We start from the raw sequence: 21098 nt of genomic DNA on the forward strand, positions 1-21098 counted from the left end.
ATATTATGAATTGTGAATTTATGTCTTGACAAAGGTCACTTCATAACAGGTATGAATATATGAAAAGAATTACAAGTTTTAGCGTTGATCATACTCAATTAAAAAAGGGGGTCTATATTTCAAGAATAGACGATCATCTGACAACTTATGATATCAGAATGTGCGAACCTAATGTTGATGAACCTTTAGATCCTAAAGCTGCTCATACAATTGAACATATAGGGGCAACACTTTTAAGAAATGGTATCTATAAAGATAAGATTATTTATTTTGGTCCTATGGGTTGTATGACTGGGTTTTATCTCATTACAAAGGATTTAGATTTTGAAACAGTTAAAACATTAGTCAAAACGACTTTTGAACAGATTGCCTGTTGGAATCAAGATATACCTGGTGCGAAAAAAGAAGAATGTGGAAATTATACTTATATGGATTTAACCAAAGCGAAACAAGCCGCTCTCTTTTTTATAAACAGTTCATGGGAACATGAATATCATTATCTTTAAAAACACAAAGAATCTAAAAGAATAAATATCATTCTTTTAGATTCTTTTATTTGATATCCTAACATCATTATCAAAATAACATACTTTTTAACCATCTTTTTGAAAATTCTGTCGAATTTTTTCAATCATATCAATACAATCAATAGAATCCTGTAAACTCATACGTGGACTTTCTATGAGCTTCGCTTGTAAACAACGATGAACTTCTTCAATTTCACCAAAGAAATCATCATTGATATAAGGTGTTTCAATCTGACGCGCTGTTCCAGTGGCATCAATAATTGTAGCCTGTGTAGGACGATAAAAAGGCTGTGCTAAAATTGTTCCTTTGGTTCCTCTGATTTCTAAGATAGGATCTTTCTTTTCATCAAAAGCCATTTCCATCAAAGCTTTTTGTCCACTTTCAAAAGTGATTGTTACCTTTTCATGACTATCAACGCCATAACGAAATTGCACCTGAGAATTAATTCTAGCAACTGGAGAGTGTATATAATCCAAAGTGCTGGCCACATTATAGCTGCCAACATCATTGAGAATACCACCTTGTTCTTGATCAAACAAATAATGTCCTTCTAAATAATCCCTGTCATAACAAAAGCTTGTTTCAACACTTAACAGTTCACCAATTTCTTTATTCTCTAAGCAATCCTTAATATCTTGAATCAAAGGAATAAAACGTGTTTTCATGGCTTCCATAAAAAATGTTTGATTCTTGATTGCTTCCTGTTTTAAATCTTCCATTTGCCATTTATAAAGTGTCGCTGGTTTTTCGCAAAGAACAGCTTTATGATGTTGTAAAGTTTTTTTAGCCCAACGATAATGATCAATATGCCTCATTGCCAAATACACAGCATCTACATTTTCATCATTTAATAAATCTTCATAATCATGATAAACCTTAACATCCGGATGTTCTTTTAAAAATTCCTCACATTTGCTTTCTGTATAAGAAGCAGCTGCATATAATTGACCATTTGTACTCTTTTCTAAACTTTTTATAAAACGTTTGGCAATATTTCCTATTCCCAATATTCCCCATTGAATCATATAGCCTTACCTCCATACATTCATTATACACCTTCCCTATCTATTTTGAATATAATTTATACAAGAATAAAACTGATTCAAAGAGATTCTACATGCTTATAATGATTTATTCATTTGATAATAACGCCAACCATCTCGACATATGTAAAAAAGAAGAAACAGTATAATAGCGCTATAATATAAAGACTGTAAATAAACCAGTAGAATCATAGCAATAAGACATAGAAAAGCCATGACTTTTTGAATCTTGAAACGATGTATATAAACTTCTTTAAACATCTGCCAGGCTTCTAACAAAATCGTTAAGCAGGCTGATAAAATTAGACAATAAATCAGGCTCTTTTGAAAAGCAGAGGAATAGTTTGTATAAAGATATCCCTGTCCTAAGAGATTTCTTATAATAACCAGATAAATAAAGCTGATTCCATAATGAATGCCTATTCTCTCTTTCATAAAGTATCCCTCCTTAACGTTTCCATAAAATCCTTTACATAATAACGTGTCAATAACAGCTTTTTTTGACTTTTTAAGGTCAGAATATATCTTCTTTGAACCTCTGGTATAATACTCTCTATCTTATGAATATTGACTAGAGTTGATTTATTAATTCTAACAAAACCATAAGGTCTCAGTTTTTCCTCTAATTCATAAAGCTTCTGATAGATCTGATATTGAAGATGTTCACTATGAATAAAAGCTTCCTGTGAATAACCTTCAATAAAATCAATTTGTTGAGGTAAAAGTTTGTATTGTTTTTCATCAGCATAACAGAGAACATATTTTTGATGCAAACTCTGTAAGTATAAAATCAAATCTTCTATATGTTCCATAGAAAAGTAATAACACATGCCTTCATAATCAAAACCTTTTTCTACAATGACAATATCTAACTGTTGATATTCTCTTAGCATAGATTTTAAAGTATCAAGATGATCGGGTGTACATATGATTTTCATAGAACTTCCTCCAATTCACAGATGTAAGAATCAATAACCTGATTATTTTCATCTTGATATTTTATTTTTAGTTTTGATAAATGATCTAACGGCTGATGAATAAAACGTTTATCGAAGAAAAGTTCATAACGATTTTGATCAAGAACATTATTATACATCAGAATCAAGTTTTCTTCATTATTTTCATTGACTGTATAAAACAGGATATCTGTTATCTGATCTTGATTTTGTTTTAATGTTATCTGTTGTGGTGGATCAGTGATAACATTCATATCATATTTCAGGTTTTCCATACAGATATTTTCATCCTCATAACGATAACTATGAGATGAAACTTGTTCTAAAGTCGACATCTGTTGATAATAACACTCGCCATTTTGATTATAAAGCTTTAATACAAAATTGAAGGATTTTGTATAATCTTGAATATTTTGAATCTCACTATAACGATCATCTTGAACATATACACCTACATAACCTGGAAATGGTGTCGTTTCTCCTTCTTCATATTCAACAGTCTGAAACGGTCCTGATGAAGATACAATGGCCTTATTGTGACTCAAAATCTGATATTCAACTTGACTTAAGTCTTTGAATAAATCCTGACGAATATAGATTTCAATAGGTGTATAGGATACAAGTTCTTCTTCTAAAAACAGTGTACTCTGTTGTTCTTTTCGATAACCAAAAGGCAAGATTTTATAATCTTCTTCGTTCACTTTTAAATAGTATGATTCTTCATATAAAACTTCCTGTTGGATCTGTTTTAAAAAGCCATCTTTCATATAGACAATACCTAAAAGACTCGCTAAAGAAAGAACAATAATGATTGCTTTTTGATGAAATGAATAGGATAAAGATTGAACATGGATTTGGATATAATCTTCTTCTAAAAAATGATTGATTTTGATCATATGATATAAAACCATAATCAAAACTATTTCTAAGACAATCATGAAAAAGGCAGCTATTAGCATGAAAGATGCTTCATTTGTTTTCAAAATCAATTCACCCAACAATAAAATCATCACATAAACTGTCAAATATATACGATAGCTATATCTATATTTTTTTAAAGCAGGATAATCAACAGCTATATGATCAATCCCTATATAGACAAATGCCAATGCTAGTAACCAAATCCACTGGTTGAAAAAATACAATTGAAACAGTTCCATTACAAAACTGACTATCCATAATCCTAAAGATATCAGCAGTTCTCTTGATTTCACTCTTCTAAAAACAATGACAATTCCCACCATAATAACCATCATTGATAAAGCATCTGGAAAAAGTTCTATGCTATTGATTGAAAACGAAATACCTAGAAGCAACCAGAGTCCTAAAGCTATGATACCGATTCCCATCCTACTCACCTCTTTCACTTATGATTATACATGATTGCATAAAAAAAAGGTTAAATATTCTCTCACATAGCCAAAAACATGTCTTAGTTGCCAAATAAAAAAGGGATTGCGTTAATCCCTAAAAATGACCCTTGATTTCTTGAATAAATTTCTGATAAGAATCAATCACCTGATCACACCATTGATCAAATGTTTCATCTTTGACTTTCTTTTCTGGATGCTGATCCATATAATCAAGATACATCTTCAACCCTTCCTGAATCATAATATGATTTTGAAAATCAGGGATATCTCTTTGAATTTTTGACATATCAAACAGACATGAATATTGCTTATCTCCTAGAATTGATGATTCAATATCATAAGTTTGAGAGAGTGCTAATGTATCACTGGCAATATGAATGATTTTTGGTTCTTTGTTTAATAAGGCATATAAATCACGATAAATCATATCCCAGTTCACCACAACAGGATTAATATTATGATAAGCCTGACCAATTGTCTTTTCATTATTAATCAGTTGAATAAAATTATAAGCAAAATCCTGATTATGAGTACAATGCCATGTGCTCTTACCATCACCATGAACAATGACTGGCTTATCATTTAAAATACGATCAACCACACTCCAACAGCTTTTTCCTTTGACACTTAAAGGAATACGGTCATATCCATAAGTTTGTGAAGGACGCACAATCGTAATAGGAAAACCAAATTCTTCATAAGCTTTCATAAAGATTTGTTCACATTTTGTTTTCTCTCTTCCATATTCAGAATAGATATTATTTTGTTCATGTGATTCATGAATCATCACAGCTGTTTCATGATTATATGTCACAACTGTAGATATAAAGATATATTGTTGAATCTTTCCTTTAAATAACTGAATTTGTTTAATAGCTTCTTCTGGCTTATAGATAATGAAGTTACAAACAATATCAAAAGAATAATCTTTTAAAATTTCTTCCATTTTTGCAGTATCATGAAAATCACAGATTATCTGATGAGCATGTTCAGGTAAAGACTTATGTCCACGATTCATAACGTATAATTCAATATCCTGATTTTGACTTAATGCTTCACATATAGGCAGAGATATTGTACCTGTTCCACCAATTAATAAAACTTTTAAAGGTTTCTTTGTAAGTATCATCTTATTCATCTCCATTTATTTTGATAATTTTATTATATCAATAAAATGAATCCTTGAAAATCCTTTTTAAAATTCTATGATTCATCATATTCTCTGACTTTTATCCCATCTTCTTTTTATCAAAAAGAGGTCTATAACCTCAATAAACATCAAAAATCAGTTTATGACATGTTATAGACCTTTTTTAAAAGTTTTTCACTTTTTCTTCAAATTCATCTAACCAATCAGATGAATAGTTTTCAATCATTCCCATATCAGAAAGTTGTGTTAATTCACTATCTAAAGGTAATTGTCCTAATATCTTTAAATCATATTTATCTGCCACATCTTGAAGATGACTTTTTCCAAAGACAAAAATCTTCTTTCCACAATCAGGACATTGCACATAACTCATATTTTCCACAATACCTAAAATAGGAACATTCATTTTCTTTGCCATATTAACAGCTTTAGAAACAATCATGCTGACAAGTTCCTGTGGACTTGTCACAATCACAATACCATCTAAAGGTAAAGATTGGAAAATTGTCAAAGGGACATCTCCAGTTCCTGGAGGCATATCTACAAACATATAATCCACTTCGCCCCATCTGACATCACTCCAGAATTGTTTAATCATACCTGCTAAAATAGGTCCTCGCCATACAACCGGTTCTTCTGCATTTTCTAACAAAAGATTCGTTGACATGATCTCAATACCTTCTAAAGATTTGGCTGGAATAATTTCTTCTCCATTAGAATAAATCTGTGTACCTTCAACACCAAATGTTTTCGCAATTGATGGTCCTGTAATATCACCGTCTAATACAGCACAACGGTATCCTTCACGCTGTTTTAAAACAGCCAATAAAGACGTAATAGATGATTTTCCTACACCACCTTTACCACTGACAACTCCAATCACTTTATGTATTTTTGAATTTTTATTCATTGGAGCTAAAAAACTTCTTTCTTCACAATCTTCCTGACATGATTGACAATCATGATTACAGTCTTGACTACTCATAATATAACCTCCACATTCTTTTCTATTATAACCTATCTGTCTTTCTTTTTCACTATTATGACTCAATATATTCCTTTTTAAAGGTAAATCCTCTTCCTTTCACTTCGTTCACCTTGCTGACAACCATAAAAGCATGTTCATCAATATTTAAAACCAGATGATTTAATTTCGGTAATTCACGGTTAGAAATCACAGTCATAATCACAGGATATTCATTTTTCATATAACCTGAAATAGATTTTAACATTGTTGTTCCACGATCAAGTTCATGAATAATCATATCATTAATTTGTTCATATTCCTTAGACACAATCATGACTTCTGTCTGTGCTTTTCCAACGACCAGAACTTTATCTAAAACAATGGTATATGTCGCCACCAAAACAATACCATAAAGAACCATTTCTCGATCGGTATAAAACACCTGCATTAATAAAATCAAGAAATCAAAAGCATACATAGAAACGGATACAGGTATTCCTGTCTTTTTATTAATAATCAATGGTGGAATATCCATTCCCCCTGTGGAAGCATTACATTTAATAACAAGTCCAATCGCTACACCAATCATCACTCCACCAAGCAATGCAGCGAGTAATGGATCAGTTGTCATTTGGGTATAACCTATTGTTTTTTCAAAAACACTTAAAATCAATGGATAATAAAAAGTACTAATTAATGTTGTTAAGGCAAAGGTTTTACCTAAAATCAGTAACCCAAGTAAAAACATCAAAATATTAAAAATAGATAAAAATAAAGTCATTGGAATTCCTAATAAATGCTGTGCACCAATGGATAATCCTGTTGATCCACCTGTAATCAGTCCATTAGGAACAATAAATAATAAAACAGCTAAAGCATATATCGTATTTCCAATAAGAATTCCTATAATATTTCTTATGAATTTATAATTCATCACATACACCCTTTCTTCACAAGGTACTATTATATCACTTCAAAATCTAAAAAAAAAGATAACAGATGGACTTTCTGTTATCTTCCATTTTTATCGAATTCGTAAAGCTCTCGTCGCATTAATGACAGCAATGACCATCACACCAACATCCGCAAAGATAGCAAGCCACATATTCGCTATACCAAATGCTCCTAAAATTAAACAGATAAATTTAACAGCTAAAGCAAACACAATATTTTCTTTGACAATTCTTAATGTTTTTAATGAAATTTTCATAGCTAATGAAATCTTAGCCGGATCATCATCCATCAACACAATATCAGCTGCTTCAATCGCTGCATCACTACCTAAAGCGCCCATCGCGATCCCAATATCAACACGTGATAAAACTGGCGCATCATTAATACCATCACCTACAAAAGCCACTTTTTCTTTTTCACCTTTGTTTTGTAATATTTCTTCAACTTTTTCAACCTTATCAGCTGGTAAAAGTTCACTATAAACACGATCAATACCAATCTCTTTAGCAACCTTTGTCGCAGTCTGTTTTGTATCTCCCGTTAACATAATCGTTTCTTTGATTCCTTGTGATTTTAAAGACTGAATCGCTGCTTTTGAGGTTTCTTTAATCACATCAGAAATCACAATACATCCTGCATATTGATTATCTATGGCCATATACACAACTGTTCCTTCAGGATGTTTTTCTGTGATATCTACACCTATCTTATTCATCAGTTTTTCATTACCAGCATAAACATCATGTCCATGAACAGTTCCACGAATACCATGTCCAGCAATTTCTTCAATATTATGCACAGCATCTCTATCCAATGATTGTCCATAAGCCTTTTGTAAACTTAAACTGATTGGATGACTTGAAGCCATTTCGACATGAGCAGCATAATACAATAACTGCTGTTGATCATAATTATCAGTTGGATCAATATGCGTTACTTCAAAAACCCCTTTTGTCAGTGTTCCAGTTTTGTCAAAAACAATATATTTGGCACTGGCAAGAGCTTCGAGATAATTAGAACCCTTCACCAAAATTCCTTTTGTTGAAGCACAACCAATGCCACCAAAGAAACTGAGTGGTATAGAAATAACCAAAGCACATGGACAACTGATAACGAGGAATGTTAACGCACGAATAATCCAATCACCCCATGAGGCATCTTTCCCCATCAACATCAAAACAACTGGTGGAATAATCGCTAATGCCAATGCACTATAACAAACTGCTGGTGTATAGTATTTGGCAAACTTTGTGATAAAGTTTTCTGAACGAGATTTTTTCATACTTGAATTTTCAACCAAATCAAGAATTTTTGAAACGGTAGATTCGTCAAACTCTTTTGTTGTCTGAACTTTAATCACACCACTCATATTAATAAAACCACTAATCACTTCATCCCCGCAATGTGCATCTCTAGGTACACTTTCACCTGTCAAAGCACTCGTATTAAATGTTGTATTCCCTTCAACAATAATACCATCAATAGGTACTTTTTCGCCAGGATTGACAATGATTTCACTACCTATTTCAACATCATCAGGATCAACTTTTTGAAGCTTACCATCTATCATCATATTAGCATAATCGGGACGAATATCCATTAATGCGGCAATATTGCGACGACTCTTTCCCACTGCAACACTTTGAAACAATTCGCCAATCTGATAAAACAGCATGACAGCGACACCTTCTCTAAATTCACCTAAACACATAGCGCCTACAGTCGCAACCGCCATCAAAAAGTTTTCATCAAAAACCTGTCTTTTTAATATACCTTTTATCGCTTTTCTTAAAATATCATACCCAATAATGAAATAAGGTATCAAATAAAAAATCACTTCAATATACAAGTTTAAAGAAACATATGAAGTTAAAATCATGATTCCAATCATGAATCCTAAAGATAACAGAATTCTATAAAGAACTTTCTTTTGTTTTTTATTCATCATAACACTCCCATTCATTTTAATATATGTTCACTCATTCATATATCATCTAAATAAATATCCCTTTTCAAGGGAATTCATTCTATAAATAAATTTCACAGTCATCTTCTACAACTTTACAATTCTTATAAGCTTCCTGCATCACTTCATCAACATTAACACCATCTTCAAATTCAACTTTTAGTTTTAAAGTCATAAAACTTAAAGTTGCATCTTTCACACCTTCTGTTTTTTTAACAGCTTCTTCCATTTTAGCTGCACAGTTTGCACAATCTACATCAACTTTATATGTCTTTTTCATCTTCTTTTTCCCCTTTCTTATTCTTCTACATGTTCCATACCCATAGACATGATTGTTCTAACATGATCATCATCTAATGAGTAAAAAATAACCTTTCCTTCACGTCTGAATTTAATCAATTTACTATCTTTGAGAACTCTCAACTGATGACTCACTGCTGATTGACTCATTCCTAAAACTAATGCGATATCTCCTACACATAATTCACTTTCAAACAATGCATAGAGAATCTTGATACGTGTTGTATCCCCAAAAACTTTAAATAAATCAGCTAATTCATATAAATATTCATCATCTGGCTGTTTATCTTGAACTCGCTTGACAATATCTTCATGAACTTCTAAATTTTCTTGATTCAATCCCATAACATCATCCTTTCAATGAACATATGAACACTTCTTCATATATAAATATATTACTATTATTCTTCTTTGTCAATAAAAACTTTACATAAATTTGATAGATTTGATTCTTCTCTTTCTGTTAGTATCATAGTAGATAAAATATTAAGAATGGAGTGAAGTTTTATGCTAAAAAAATTAAAAACTGGGCTCATATGTTTAATAATAGGAGAAATCATATCTTGGATTGTTTCTTTTGTTACTTTACCATCTTTTATTCATGGTTTTCTATTAGGTCTATCAGTTGGTTTAAAACTCATTAGTATCATTTTCATATTTATCATCATTATCAATTACCCTAAAGAAAGCAAACAATAACACAAATCATGTTATTTCTTCATTTCGTTTCCCATTCTTCATAAAGAATCTCATTTTTCAAAAAACTGCAAATATGAAACATAAAAGAAGTCAAAGATAGAGACTTGTTAATATCTTGACTTCTTTATTGCTGAATACTATGAATCGTTCAAAAATAAGAAACGTCTTTTCATAAATGTGCTACTAATCAGTGAATCATTTTTACGCCCTTTTCCAAACAATCTTTTTATCCAATAGCATTATAAGCAAAATAAGATCCATTATAAAAAGATTCCAATATATATTTTGCATTCTATTTTATTTAAATACCCATTTTACTGAATAAAACTTAATGAACAAAATATTTTGTATCATTTTTTCGTATTATTTAGATGCATTAATGATTTCATTCATATTTATTTTAATCGTGATAAAATCAAAAAGTATAATTAAAAAAATAATAAGAATTTGCATAGCCAAAATATAAGCCAATACAAAATTATAGTTGTCTCCAAGCATTAGACTTACAAAAAATTGAGCTAATGGAACACCTACAAAAAAACTATAAAAATAGAGAAAATAATCTTAACGATTATATTTTCAAATACTTTTTTCATTGTTAACCTCCATTTTTTTCATATTGATTACAAAATTATAGACGTTATCTTCACTTTCTATGGTCATTTTAAGAAAAACATATCTGTTATTTTCTTTAGATTAAAATCATCTCTTGTTAAATTGAATTCTTCCATAAAAATATATCAAAAAATATATATATCATTTGATTCTGTTTCATTTGACTTTTGATCTAACGCTTTGACTTGATATGTCCACTCAAGCTGACTTCCTTGTTCGACAGAAGCTAGTGATGCAAATTCAAATACATTTTCAAAATCAAAACCTGTTTCATTTAAAAATGTCTGTCCATCTATAGTCCACATACTAGAATTTTCTTCTAAGAATTTTGATGATACATTGATTTTTGGCCCTGAATAGGAAACCAAAACACTATCAGATGGATAGGAAGAATATGATGTTGCATTATCAAGATGAGTAGGATATCTTTCTAAAATTGTTGTCTTTGTATCAGGAGAACAATGCTGCAAAAGCGTAAAATATTGACCATCTTTTGAAAAGCAGGCTTTTGTCTTTAATAAATAATAATCTTTTTGATCATCAATTTCATTAGTATCCTGATACAAATCATGAGCTGTATATAAATATGTGCTTGTTGGTAATTTCGTATCAGAATTGAATAGATAATGTCTACTCATATTAGATCCTTGAGGTTTAAAATGATATTGATTTTTATCAATCAGATCATCTAAACAAGGAATCAAATAACTTTCTATAGAAAGAGAATCCTCATTAAAAAATACAGTTTCAATTCCATCTTTTAAATCTATATTTTCTGAATATTTGAATACTGAAAAACTTCCTTGCATTTCAACAAGTTCATCTGAAATCAGTTCACCTGTATTTAATGAATAAATAGGCTGATTATTTTGAAAAACAAGATCTAATTCATTGGAAAGATTTTCAATAGCATTATTTCCAACAAATAAAATATAATTTTCTTGAATATAATCCTTTATGAATTCTTTTGTCTCTAAATATGAAAGTGATTCTTTATCTACAGCCACAACATCTTCATTATCAAAGTGATATAAATCGACTTTTGATGGATACAATACAGTTATTGTTATAGATTTATATTTTGGATCAATCTTATCAATCATTTCACGATTGACTGATTTTTCACTTATCAATACAACTTTTCCTTTTCCTGAAAAAGGTGAATGATGATTATTATTGAATTGAAAACTTATACCTGTTAGACAGATAATCACTAATAATGAAATAATAATGATGATAAATTTTGATTTCATAATTTTCCTTCTCACTTATTTATTATTTTTGAGTGCAGATCATTCTTTGATGTCATCTTCATTTTCATTGTATATTGGATTGTATATGTTGTCAATTATTGCACTATTCTATAAAAAAACTTACGATAGTTAATCGTAAGTTATCAAACGCAATCAATTTTCTCGTTCTATTTATATCTTTTATACCCGATAAATTCATCAAGAGTTTCGTCCATATTATGTGTTACTGAACAGCCAGTCATTTGCCATCTATCACATTATTAAAAATTTCCATATGAGGACTGTTTTCATAAGCATTGCGCTTTTTTATATTTACTTCTCTCTTGCGAAATGATACTCAAAATCATGATCAGTTCGCTTTAACAATAGTTTATCATTTTCAACTTCAAAATAATAAGATGGATTAAATATAACACCATTTTCTGAAGAAGATAAAGAAACTTGATTTTCTTCAATTTTATATGTACCTTTCGTATCAGTACCTTTATCACTCATAGTAAAAGTTCCATCTTCTTTGAATTCAATACTTTCTATATCGCTTCCTTGCCATTTACCAATAATATCATCACTTCCATTATTATCACTACTATTACATCCTGTTAAGATACACATTGACATTATAACTAATAAAATCATCTTTTTCATATACATATTCTCCTTACATTCTTCTTTTATAATTGAAAAAATACTAAAGCTAAATCTTCAAATTTTCACTAGTGTTTTGAACGAATCATTTTAAACGGAAGTTTAAAAGTTTTTATAATGACATATTGAATAATAGTTACAACCATTTCAACCATATAACTTATCGCAAGCGAAAAGAATATATTATATATCCATTGCCCAATTGTATTTCCAAATAGAGTCATTCCCCAATGAGGTAAAACATTTTCTAAATCAGTAACCAAAAACATAAATGATACAATGATTAACAAAATCATTTTAAAAGGCAATGTAAATTCAGATATGTATTCATCTATATCACTGTCATCTGGCAAAAAATCACCTTTTTTTATTCTTCTCCACTGAAAAAATTCATAAACTATAGCAATTATACATATTTCAATATAAAAATAAGGACTCGTTAAATCGGAATTTGAAATAACGAGAAATTCTCCTGCTAAAAGGGTTAATCCTAGTAATAAAAAAGCAAAAAATTGCCCTAAGAATAATAGCACCAATAAGAAAATATATTTTTTTGAAATGCTTTTTAGGTTTTTTAAATCAATATTCATGTTCCAAAAACTATAAATAGGTACACAAAAACAGAATGCAATCCAGCATATTAACCCCAACGGATATTTATGAAAACCATAAGAAACATATACAGAAAAATGAGTAATCAATTGTAGAATTAATTTAAAAGTAATCATCTTTTCTTACACCTTCTCTTGATTAAAAATCTATACATAAATGATATTTTTTATGTATTTACAAGATTTTATTCTCTTTGAACACTTTTATTTTATAGTTTTTTTCAACGACTGTCTATAAATATCTCATATGCAAAAAAAATAATATATCATAGTTTCAAATTTTCACTTTCATCCTTTTCTACAAACAGATTATCTTCTTGGTTATTTTTGAGCTTTTTTTAACATTTTAAGTTGTTTTTGATTGAAATGATAAGAAGGATAATCAGAAACCTTTATAAGTAAACTACTAAAAGACTGTAGTCTATCCAAATCATCCAATGGATATTGCTTTCATAATGCATACCTTTTCGGATTCTTTTTTACCATTTCTATAGCATTGCTTCCTTTCAACTTCAAATTTTTTATAGCTAAAACATCCATATATCAACCCTCCTTTTGAATTTAAACACAAAAAAGCTATGTTGATTACAACATAGCTTATAGCCGAACCAGTGTTATTGAGTTTGCCAAAATAGATATTTAGTTGATATACTCAGCATTTTTTTGATTTATTAATAAAATGGAGCGGGTGATGGGAATCGAACCCACGTAGTCAGCTTGGAAGGCTGAAGTTCTACCATTGAACTACACCCGCGAGTATGGTGCGGATGACAGGACTTGAACCTGCACGCCGAAGCACTAGATCCTAAGTCTAGCGTGTCTGCCAGTTTCACCACATCCGCATGTAAATGGTGACCCGCAGGCGACTCGAACGCCTGACCCTCTGATTAAAAGTCAGATGCTCTACCTACTGAGCTAGCGGGTCATAAATATATGGTGCCGGCTAAAGGACTTGAACCCTCAACCTACTGATTACAAGTCAGTTGCTCTACCAATTGAGCTAAGCCGGCATAAAAAAATGGTGGAGGTTAACGGGCTCGAACCGCTGACCCTCTGCTTGTAAGGCAGATGCTCTCCCAACTGAGCTAAACCTCCATATGGTGACCTGTACGGGATTCGAACCCGTGAATGCATGCGTGAAAGGCATGTGAGTTAACCGTTTCTCCAACAGGCCACAAAAATGGCGCTTGAAGTAGGACTCGAACCTACGACCGATCGGTTAACAGCCGATTGCTCTACCAACTGAGCTATTCAAGCATTTTTGATTGCCTAAATATATTATCATATCATTTCATGTAATGCAAGTCTTTTTTTAAAAAAAATAGAAGTCATTTTGACTTCTATAAATATTCTCCATTTTTACCCCAATTTTCAAACTCTTGAATTGAAAGATATTGCTGTTCCACAGGTATTTTTGTTATACGTTCAATTTCTTTTAATAATTTTTCAGCAAACTCTTTTTTATATTGATAATCAGTTGTATGAAAAAGCTGACAAGATATTTTCATACATTCCATTTCCTGTCCTCTAAAATACATGACTTGATTATCTTCAATATGAATCATTAAGTTTTCTTCTTTTTTATTAGGTAAAATAGAAATTAATTGACCAGCACTTTCTTTTAATGCTTTTTCTTGATTTAATGTTAATGTTTTTGTTGTTGTAAATGTTATATACGGCATACTATTTTTCCTCCCATTTATCCATTATATATAAACAGCTTTAAAAATTATGACGAAATAGATAACATTTCATATGTTATTTCACCTAAAACCTTAACTCCTTCTTTGATTTTTTCATTGGTTGGTGTTGAATAATTCATTCTAAAACTATGACATTCTTTCGTATCATCATCTAAGAATGCATTTCCTGGTACAACTGCGACATTCTTTTCCAAAGCTTTTTTCACAAATGTCAACATATCAACACTTTCAGGCAATGTTACCCAGATAAACATTCCACCTGTTGGTATTGTATATTGAACATCTGGATGAAAATGTTTTTTCATTTCATCAAGCATTAAGTGACATTTTTGTTTATAAATCATTCGAATACGTTCAATATGTGCATCCATATCATAATTTTGAAGATATCGTGCCATAACTTTTTGTGCCCAAAGATTAGAATGAACATCACTGGCCTGTTTGGCAACTGTCATTTTTTGAATAATCGCTTTTGGTGCTATACAACAAGCCACACGCATTCCAGGCGCAATAATTTTAGAAAGACTTGCTGCATAAATAACCAATCCATCTTCATCCAATGATTTTATAGAAGGAATAGCTTCACCTTCAAATCTTAAATCTCCATAAGGATTATCTTCTAAAATAAGAACACCATTGTCTTTAGCTAATTTTAAAATTTCTTTTCTGACTTCCAATGACATTGTCATTCCTGTTGGATTTTGAAAGTTAGGTATCAGATACATAAATTTTGGTTTTGGCTCCATTTGTAAAGCCTGTTTTAAAGACTCTAAATCTAATTGTCCATTTTTATATTCAATACCTCTTAAAACAGCACCTAATGATTTAAAAGCATTTAAAGCTCCTAAAAAACTAGGATTTTCACAAATCACAACGTCACCTTCATTACATAATATTTTAGCCACAAATTCCATAATCTGTTGTGATCCAGAAGTAATCATCATCTGATCATCAGCTTTCATAACTTGTTCATGACGATTAAAAAAGTGTGTCGCTGCCTGAATCAATTCCTGATCTCCTTCAGTAATTCCATACTGTAAAACACTAATAGGCTCATTAGTCAATATATCTGCAGATATTTTTTCAATTTCTTCAACTGGAAATGCTTCTGCTGATGGATTTCCTCCAGCAAAACTAATCATCTTTGGATCAGATGTTGCCTTTAATATTTCTCTAATTGCAGATGCCTTTACATTTGACATACGTTTTGCAAATTGATATTCCATCATAAAACCCCCTTATCTTATTGTTTATTATAAACCAATTTCATGAGAATAACTAGATATTTATCTCAACTAGCGATATAATAGATATAGGTGGTGATAGAAATGCAAGTTATTGTCGTTGTTTTAAATAAACTTGACTGTTTAGATGATTTGCTTGCAAACTTAAAAAGAGCTGGGGTACGTGGTGGAACAATCATTGAATCTACTGGCATGATTAAGACAATAGATGATTCTGATGAAAGCTATCTTTTAGGATCATTACGTTTGTTCTTAGAAAATCCCCGTCCTGAAAGTCGCACTATCTTTTTTATCGTAGAAGATGGTCAGGTAGACTTAGTCAGAAAAACAGTTGATGAATCAGTTGGTGGCATTGATAATCCAAATACAGGTATTGTTTTTGGATTACCTCTTACATTTGCAGATGGTCTTATAAAAAAATAAAGTTTCGGCTTTATTTTTTTATTAACCGAAACTTGGAATCATAATAAAGATGAAGTTCCTGACAAACTCTTTGATTGAAATCCATGAGTTGTTGATAATATTGATGATACTCATCTGATAGTTCACACATGGCTGGTATCAAAATATCATAATACCCACTATCTCTTAATCTGATCTTCATCTGGCGATTTGGATAACTGAGTATACGATACCACCATTTTTGTTGTAACTCATAGTTTTTGATAACCATTTGCTTAATGGATTCATATGCATCTTCTTGATTCATCAATTGATTTTTATATACATTGACATCATGCCATACTTGTTTGAGCTGCTTTTGATTTGTTTTAGAAATCCACATCAAAAAGCGATATGTCCATGGAATTTTGATATGAAAATGATCCCAAAAATCAATAATACAATCATAAGCATTCTGTTGTTTTTGTGTACGAATATGAATATGAAGATAAGGTAGAAAATGCTCATAGAACATATCAAAGAATGGCTGAGGAATATTGTCAGACATGATTTGACATATATCATCCAATGAAAAAGAGTCTTCTATGTTGTCACTTTCAATAAAACAATGTAATTGTTTTAAACTTTCTTGTTGATAAGAAAGTTCTTTTTGTCTTTGTGTATAAATCTGTTGAAGATATTCTTTTTTCTGATTAGCATCTAAATCCAATAAACAGCGAATATCTGCAATAGAGATAGACCAGCTACGATACATCATAATTTCTTTTAATCTTTGAACATCTTCGTCACTGAATTCACGATATCCATTTTGATTTTTATAAACATGAAGTAACTGTTGTTTTTCATAATAATAAATGGCTTTTTTTGTCACATGACATTGACTGCAAACTTCCTGTATTTTCATATCTCATTTCATCTCCCATTTTCATCATAAACTATCCCCTTAGGTCAATGTCAACAAAAAAAGTATCATTTCTGATACTTTATCCATTTGCTTTTAAATAACGTTTTAAAAATGTTCGTGTACGTTCTTCTTGAGGATGTTCGAAGATTTGTTCAGGTGTCCCTTCTTCTGCAATCACACCCTGATCCATGAAAACAACACGTGTTGATACATCTTTCGCAAATTCCATTTCATGAGTGACAACAATCATTGTCAAACCTTCATCAGCGAGTTCTTTCATAATATTCAAAACATCGCCAACCATTTCTGGATCCAATGCACTTGTTGGTTCATCAAAAAGCAAAACTTCAGGACTCATACATAACGCTCTTGCGATAGCAACCCTTTGTTTTTGTCCCCCTGATAATTGTACACTGCTTTTATTTGCAAAAGCACTCATACCCACTTTTTCTAAATATTTGAAAGCCATTTGTTTTGCTTCTTCTTTATTTCTTTTTAAAACCTTGATTTGTCCAATCATACAGTTTTCTAATACTGTTAAATTGTTGAATAGATTAAATCCCTGAAACACCATACCAACTTTAGAACGATATTGATTCACATTGAAGTGACGATCTAAAATATCCTGGTTATGATATAAAATATGTCCATCATCTAATCTTTCTAATAGATTAATACAACGTAATAATGTTGATTTTCCACTTCCACTTGAACCAATAATTGTCACAACTTCACCTTTATGTATATCAAAATTGATATCATGCAAAACTTCTAATTGCTTAAATCTCTTTTTTAAATGTTGTACTTGAATAATTGTATCCATAATATCTCCTAACTGCAAAAGTCCTTGCTTTGTTTTTCAGAATTCAATCTTTTTTCGATATAATTTAAAATAAAGGTACTGATCGTTGTTAAAAATAAATAAATGATTGCAGCAACCAAGAAACATTCAATATATTTCATATTTGATCCTGCCACAGATGTCGTCTGAAAATATAATTCTGTTACAGAAATAACATTCAGCATAGAACTGTCTTTGATATTAACAATCAACTGGTTCCCAATTGATGGAAATGTATTTTTAATAGCTTGTGGAAAAATCACTGATATAAGTGTCTGACTTGTTGTCATTCCCAAACTCTTTGCAGCTTCACTCTGTCCTGCATCAACAGATTGAATACCTGCACGAATGATTTCAGCCATATATGCTCCTGTATTAATAGAGATAATAAACAATCCAGCAACTAAAGGAGTCCAATTGAAAGCAGGCTTTAATAAATAATATAAGAACATAGCCTGTACCATCATAGGTGTTCCTCTAAATACCCAGATATAAAAACCTGTAATCCATTTTCCTAAGCGTTTGAATAGACGACTGACCGTTGAATCATAATCATTGATTTCAATAGCTCTTATACCACCTACAACTAACCCTATAAGAAAACCACAAACAGTTCCTACAACAGCATATAATAAAGTAATTTGAATACCGTAACTGAACAGAGACATATTTTCAACAAATATTTCCCATGCTTTTGCAAAATCAATACTCATAAATTATTCTCCTGCTGGCTGTCTATCAACAGCTTCGCTCATCAGTTGTTTTCTTTCATCTACCGTAATCTTATCTAAAGATGCCTGTACCTGTTTAAAGAATTCACTATCTCTTGTTCCTTCTTTTAAACCAATAGATACTGTTGTATCACATTCAAAACCTTTTCCTTCATCAAAATGTACAATTGTTAAATCTTTATTGGCTGCAACAACACCTTCAGCAACAGCCATTTCTGCAGTGATTCCATCAACATCTCCCTGTTGTAAAGCAACAACCATTTCAGGATAAGTGGCTTTTGCTGTAGCATGGTGAACACCTTTGATCTGATCAATGACATCATCATAGTTTGTTCCTTTTTGTCCAACAACATTTTTACCACTAAATTGTTGAATATCTGTAAACTTTGCTTCTTCACCATCTTTACGTACAATCATAATCATACCTTCGCTATCGTAATATGGTGTTGTAAAATCAATACCTTCTTCTCTTGTTTCATTCGCTGTCATTCCAGCAATAATGGCATCAATTTCACCAGATTCCAAAGCCACTGTTAATCCATCCCATGATATTTTCTTAATCACAAGTTCTTTTCCTAAATCATCCGCAATTCTTTTGGCAATCTGTACATCATATCCATCTGCATATCCAGCATTACCTAATGATACTGTTGTATCACTTTCCTGACTTGTCTGCCAGTTAAATGGTGCATAAGAACATTCCATTCCCACAACAAACTGATCTTTATTGGCTGATGCCTGTTCACCACCGCCACATCCAAATAAAGTCATTGCCATAGCCATAGCCACTAAAACTTTTCCTAATTTTTTCATATAAACCCTCTCTTTCTATATACATATAAAATAAAAGCCGTGCTATTAACACGACTTTAATGACCATATTAATAGCGCCTCTTCATTTTCATGAAGGAGTGTTATGAGTATTTCCCATAACCCCAAGATAGAGATTTGCCAATATCTATCTTTCGGCAATGATTACCTTTCCCATTCTTCTTCGTTTGCCAACTCCAAATAGTACTCTGATACACTGCTGCCTCTAATTCTTTTATTTTACGTTCTTTATGCTATACTCTTTTTCATGTCTTGTCAACTTTTTTCACATTTTTTCACAAAAAAATATGAATTCCTGATGATTTTTTAAGATACAGTCATCTGTTTTTCTTCAATAATTCCTTTTAACGTCTGTAAACGTTCTATACTTTCTTTGGTAAAGATATCTTCTGGATCTGCTGATCCTTCATTTGCTAACATAACAAGTGAAATCCAAACCAAAACATTATAAATATTAATCTTTTGATTTTCTTTATTGTTTTCAATACGTTCACGTGAAATCCATTCAATCTCTTTCATATGATTTTCTACAAAATCATCCAATTCATTAATATACGTATACCCCATATAATGGAATCTTTGAACCAGTCGAGATTGTGAAATCAGTTCTGAATCTCTTTCAAACTGAAATTGAAATTCTGTATGCAATTTTTCTAAAATATTATTAATGCGTGGTGATGTATTGACATATTGTGCCAATGAATTGGCATTGATATCTGTTTTTAAAACTTTTTCAATATGCACAATACCCTTATTATATTCATCGACTTCCCTTGCAATCTGTACAAATTCTTCATCTAACAATTCTAATGATGCTGAAAGACGTGTTAATCGTCTACGAATATCCTTAGGAATTTCATACTGTGATTTGTATCCTAGCCCATGTTCTATTTCTGCCCATGAATGTTGTAATGTCGTACGAATCTGTAATTCAAAAATAATATCTTTATACGCAGAATACTCAATCAATTGACATCTTTCATCATTAAATTTAATTAACAGATGCAAAGAATTATAACCAAAATCAATACGATCATCATAATTTTTCTTTCTTTTATCATTATATTCTACAATATCAAAATTTTCTTTTACACAATCATAAATACGATCAACATCATTTTCAAATAAAGTAATAATACGACAAGCCACAACATCTGTAATTTGATGAATGTCCGTATATTTATTCTTATATGTGATTTTTTTCATTAATGCGCCTTCGCTTTTAATCCTAATCGCCATATTAGAAATACGAAAATGATGGGTATCAATAATACGTGTAAAAATATCTTCAATATCATGTTTCAAAGAACGATAAATGTCCTGATTATCATGATATTGTTTAATAATTTTCTTTGCAGAGTTATGCATAAAATCACCTCATA

Annotated in this window: 23 protein-coding genes, 7 tRNA genes and 1 riboswitch; of the genes, 3 read left to right on the forward strand and 27 right to left on the reverse strand. The window is 30.9% G+C overall.

Annotation, left to right across the window (positions count from 1 at the left end):
• Nucleotides 1-59 precede the first annotated feature (59 nt).
• Complete coding sequence (locus tag E0K96_RS10515) at nt 60-506, forward strand: S-ribosylhomocysteine lyase (RefSeq protein ID WP_168083082.1); 447 nt, start codon at nt 60-62, stop codon at nt 504-506.
• Nucleotides 507-593: 87 nt separating this feature from the next.
• Here the strand turns inward: E0K96_RS10515 and E0K96_RS10520 are convergent, their stop codons facing one another.
• The 10 genes from E0K96_RS10520 to E0K96_RS10565 all read right to left on the reverse strand — a co-directional run bounded on the left by E0K96_RS10520 (nt 594) and on the right by E0K96_RS10565 (nt 9582).
• Nucleotides 594-1553, reverse strand: coding sequence for a Gfo/Idh/MocA family protein (locus tag E0K96_RS10520; protein ID WP_168083084.1), 960 nt, complete (start codon nt 1551-1553; stop codon nt 594-596).
• Nucleotides 1554-1649: 96 nt separating this feature from the next.
• On the reverse strand, nt 1650-2006 hold the full coding sequence (locus E0K96_RS10525; protein ID WP_168083086.1) for a hypothetical protein: 357 nt from the start codon (nt 2004-2006) through the stop codon (nt 1650-1652).
• On the reverse strand, nt 2003-2509 hold the full coding sequence (locus E0K96_RS10530) for a LytTR family DNA-binding domain-containing protein (RefSeq protein ID WP_168083088.1): 507 nt from the start codon (nt 2507-2509) through the stop codon (nt 2003-2005). The genes E0K96_RS10525 and E0K96_RS10530 overlap by 4 nt, the downstream gene beginning before the upstream one ends.
• Nucleotides 2506-3876 (reverse strand): UbiA family prenyltransferase, encoded by a 1371-nt coding sequence (locus E0K96_RS10535; protein WP_168083090.1) that lies wholly within the window; start codon nt 3874-3876, stop codon nt 2506-2508. Before E0K96_RS10535 ends, E0K96_RS10530 begins: the two co-directional genes overlap by 4 nt.
• Nucleotides 3877-3994: 118 nt before the next feature.
• Nucleotides 3995-5029 carry an NAD-dependent epimerase/dehydratase family protein gene (locus E0K96_RS10540; RefSeq protein WP_168083092.1) on the reverse strand — a complete coding sequence of 345 codons (1035 nt, stop codon included), beginning with the start codon at nt 5027-5029 and terminating at the stop codon, nt 3995-3997.
• A gap of 184 nt (nt 5030-5213) precedes the next feature.
• Nucleotides 5214-6035 (reverse strand): Mrp/NBP35 family ATP-binding protein, encoded by an 822-nt coding sequence (locus tag E0K96_RS10545; RefSeq protein ID WP_168083094.1) that lies wholly within the window; start codon nt 6033-6035, stop codon nt 5214-5216.
• Nucleotides 6036-6090: 55 nt separating this feature from the next.
• Nucleotides 6091-6951: a YitT family protein gene (locus E0K96_RS10550; protein WP_168083096.1), complete on the reverse strand. Its 861-nt coding sequence runs from the start codon at nt 6949-6951 to the stop codon at nt 6091-6093.
• Between the two features lie 90 nt (nt 6952-7041).
• A complete protein-coding gene (locus E0K96_RS10555) occupies nt 7042-8916 on the reverse strand; it encodes a heavy metal translocating P-type ATPase (protein WP_168083098.1) in 1875 nt (624 codons plus the stop codon).
• Between the two features lie 82 nt (nt 8917-8998).
• On the reverse strand, nt 8999-9217 hold the full coding sequence (locus E0K96_RS10560) for a cation transporter (RefSeq protein WP_168083100.1): 219 nt from the start codon (nt 9215-9217) through the stop codon (nt 8999-9001).
• A gap of 17 nt (nt 9218-9234) precedes the next feature.
• Nucleotides 9235-9582, reverse strand: coding sequence for an ArsR/SmtB family transcription factor (locus tag E0K96_RS10565; protein ID WP_087303987.1), 348 nt, complete (start codon nt 9580-9582; stop codon nt 9235-9237).
• A 162-nt stretch (nt 9583-9744) separates the two neighbouring features.
• Between E0K96_RS10565 and E0K96_RS10570 the strand changes: the two genes are divergently transcribed.
• Nucleotides 9745-9936, forward strand: a complete 192-nt coding sequence (locus tag E0K96_RS10570) for a hypothetical protein (protein WP_087936036.1) — start codon at nt 9745-9747, stop codon at nt 9934-9936.
• Between the two features lie 740 nt (nt 9937-10676).
• Here the strand turns inward: E0K96_RS10570 and E0K96_RS10575 are convergent.
• The 12 genes from E0K96_RS10575 to E0K96_RS10630 form a co-directional block, all read right to left on the reverse strand.
• Nucleotides 10677-11804 carry a hypothetical protein gene (locus E0K96_RS10575; RefSeq protein WP_168083102.1) on the reverse strand — a complete coding sequence of 376 codons (1128 nt, stop codon included), beginning with the start codon at nt 11802-11804 and terminating at the stop codon, nt 10677-10679.
• Nucleotides 11805-12116: 312 nt separating this feature from the next.
• Nucleotides 12117-12449, reverse strand: a complete 333-nt coding sequence (locus E0K96_RS10580) for a DUF5640 domain-containing protein (RefSeq protein ID WP_168083104.1) — start codon at nt 12447-12449, stop codon at nt 12117-12119.
• Nucleotides 12450-12517: 68 nt separating this feature from the next.
• Nucleotides 12518-13177: a hypothetical protein gene (locus E0K96_RS10585; protein ID WP_168083106.1), complete on the reverse strand. Its 660-nt coding sequence runs from the start codon at nt 13175-13177 to the stop codon at nt 12518-12520.
• Nucleotides 13178-13740: 563 nt separating this feature from the next.
• Nucleotides 13741-13814 (reverse strand) — tRNA-Gly (locus E0K96_RS10590).
• Nucleotides 13815-13819: 5 nt separating this feature from the next.
• A tRNA-Leu gene (locus E0K96_RS10595) sits at nt 13820-13902 on the reverse strand.
• Between the two features lie 7 nt (nt 13903-13909).
• Nucleotides 13910-13985: transfer RNA gene (locus tag E0K96_RS10600), tRNA-Lys, on the reverse strand.
• Between the two features lie 9 nt (nt 13986-13994).
• Nucleotides 13995-14070, reverse strand: a tRNA-Thr gene (locus E0K96_RS10605).
• Between the two features lie 9 nt (nt 14071-14079).
• A tRNA-Val gene (locus E0K96_RS10610) sits at nt 14080-14155 on the reverse strand.
• A gap of 3 nt (nt 14156-14158) precedes the next feature.
• Nucleotides 14159-14234: transfer RNA gene (locus E0K96_RS10615), tRNA-Glu, on the reverse strand.
• A gap of 7 nt (nt 14235-14241) precedes the next feature.
• Nucleotides 14242-14317: transfer RNA gene (locus E0K96_RS10620), tRNA-Asn, on the reverse strand.
• 83 nt (nt 14318-14400) lie between these two features.
• Complete coding sequence (locus E0K96_RS10625) at nt 14401-14742, reverse strand: hypothetical protein (RefSeq protein WP_087244542.1); 342 nt, start codon at nt 14740-14742, stop codon at nt 14401-14403.
• A 47-nt stretch (nt 14743-14789) separates the two neighbouring features.
• Nucleotides 14790-15989: an aminotransferase-like domain-containing protein gene (locus tag E0K96_RS10630; RefSeq protein ID WP_168083108.1), complete on the reverse strand. Its 1200-nt coding sequence runs from the start codon at nt 15987-15989 to the stop codon at nt 14790-14792.
• 102 nt (nt 15990-16091) lie between these two features.
• Here E0K96_RS10630 and E0K96_RS10635 point away from each other — a divergent pair, with 102 nt between their 5' ends.
• On the forward strand, nt 16092-16430 hold the full coding sequence (locus tag E0K96_RS10635) for a hypothetical protein (protein ID WP_087244540.1): 339 nt from the start codon (nt 16092-16094) through the stop codon (nt 16428-16430).
• Between the two features lie 10 nt (nt 16431-16440).
• Here the strand turns inward: E0K96_RS10635 and E0K96_RS10640 are convergent, their stop codons facing one another.
• From E0K96_RS10640 to E0K96_RS10660, 5 genes are all read right to left on the reverse strand, one after another.
• Nucleotides 16441-17313 carry a MerR family transcriptional regulator gene (locus E0K96_RS10640; protein ID WP_168083110.1) on the reverse strand — a complete coding sequence of 291 codons (873 nt, stop codon included), beginning with the start codon at nt 17311-17313 and terminating at the stop codon, nt 16441-16443.
• A 79-nt stretch (nt 17314-17392) separates the two neighbouring features.
• Entirely contained in the window at nt 17393-18136 is a 744-nt protein-coding gene (locus E0K96_RS10645) for an amino acid ABC transporter ATP-binding protein (protein ID WP_168083112.1), read from the reverse strand.
• An 8-nt stretch (nt 18137-18144) separates the two neighbouring features.
• Entirely contained in the window at nt 18145-18867 is a 723-nt protein-coding gene (locus E0K96_RS10650) for an amino acid ABC transporter permease (protein ID WP_087296713.1), read from the reverse strand.
• Between the two features lie 3 nt (nt 18868-18870).
• A complete protein-coding gene (locus E0K96_RS10655; protein WP_168083114.1) occupies nt 18871-19698 on the reverse strand; it encodes a transporter substrate-binding domain-containing protein in 828 nt (275 codons plus the stop codon).
• A gap of 64 nt (nt 19699-19762) precedes the next feature.
• Nucleotides 19763-19932, reverse strand: a riboswitch (Lysine riboswitch).
• A gap of 90 nt (nt 19933-20022) precedes the next feature.
• A complete protein-coding gene (locus E0K96_RS10660) occupies nt 20023-21084 on the reverse strand; it encodes a GTP pyrophosphokinase (protein WP_168083116.1) in 1062 nt (353 codons plus the stop codon).
• Nucleotides 21085-21098 lie beyond the last annotated feature (14 nt).

Origin of the sequence: Massilimicrobiota sp. SW1139, assembly GCF_012027715.1 — a bacterium.
Lineage (GTDB): Bacteria > Bacillota_I > Bacilli_A > Erysipelotrichales > Coprobacillaceae > Allocoprobacillus > Allocoprobacillus merdigallinarum.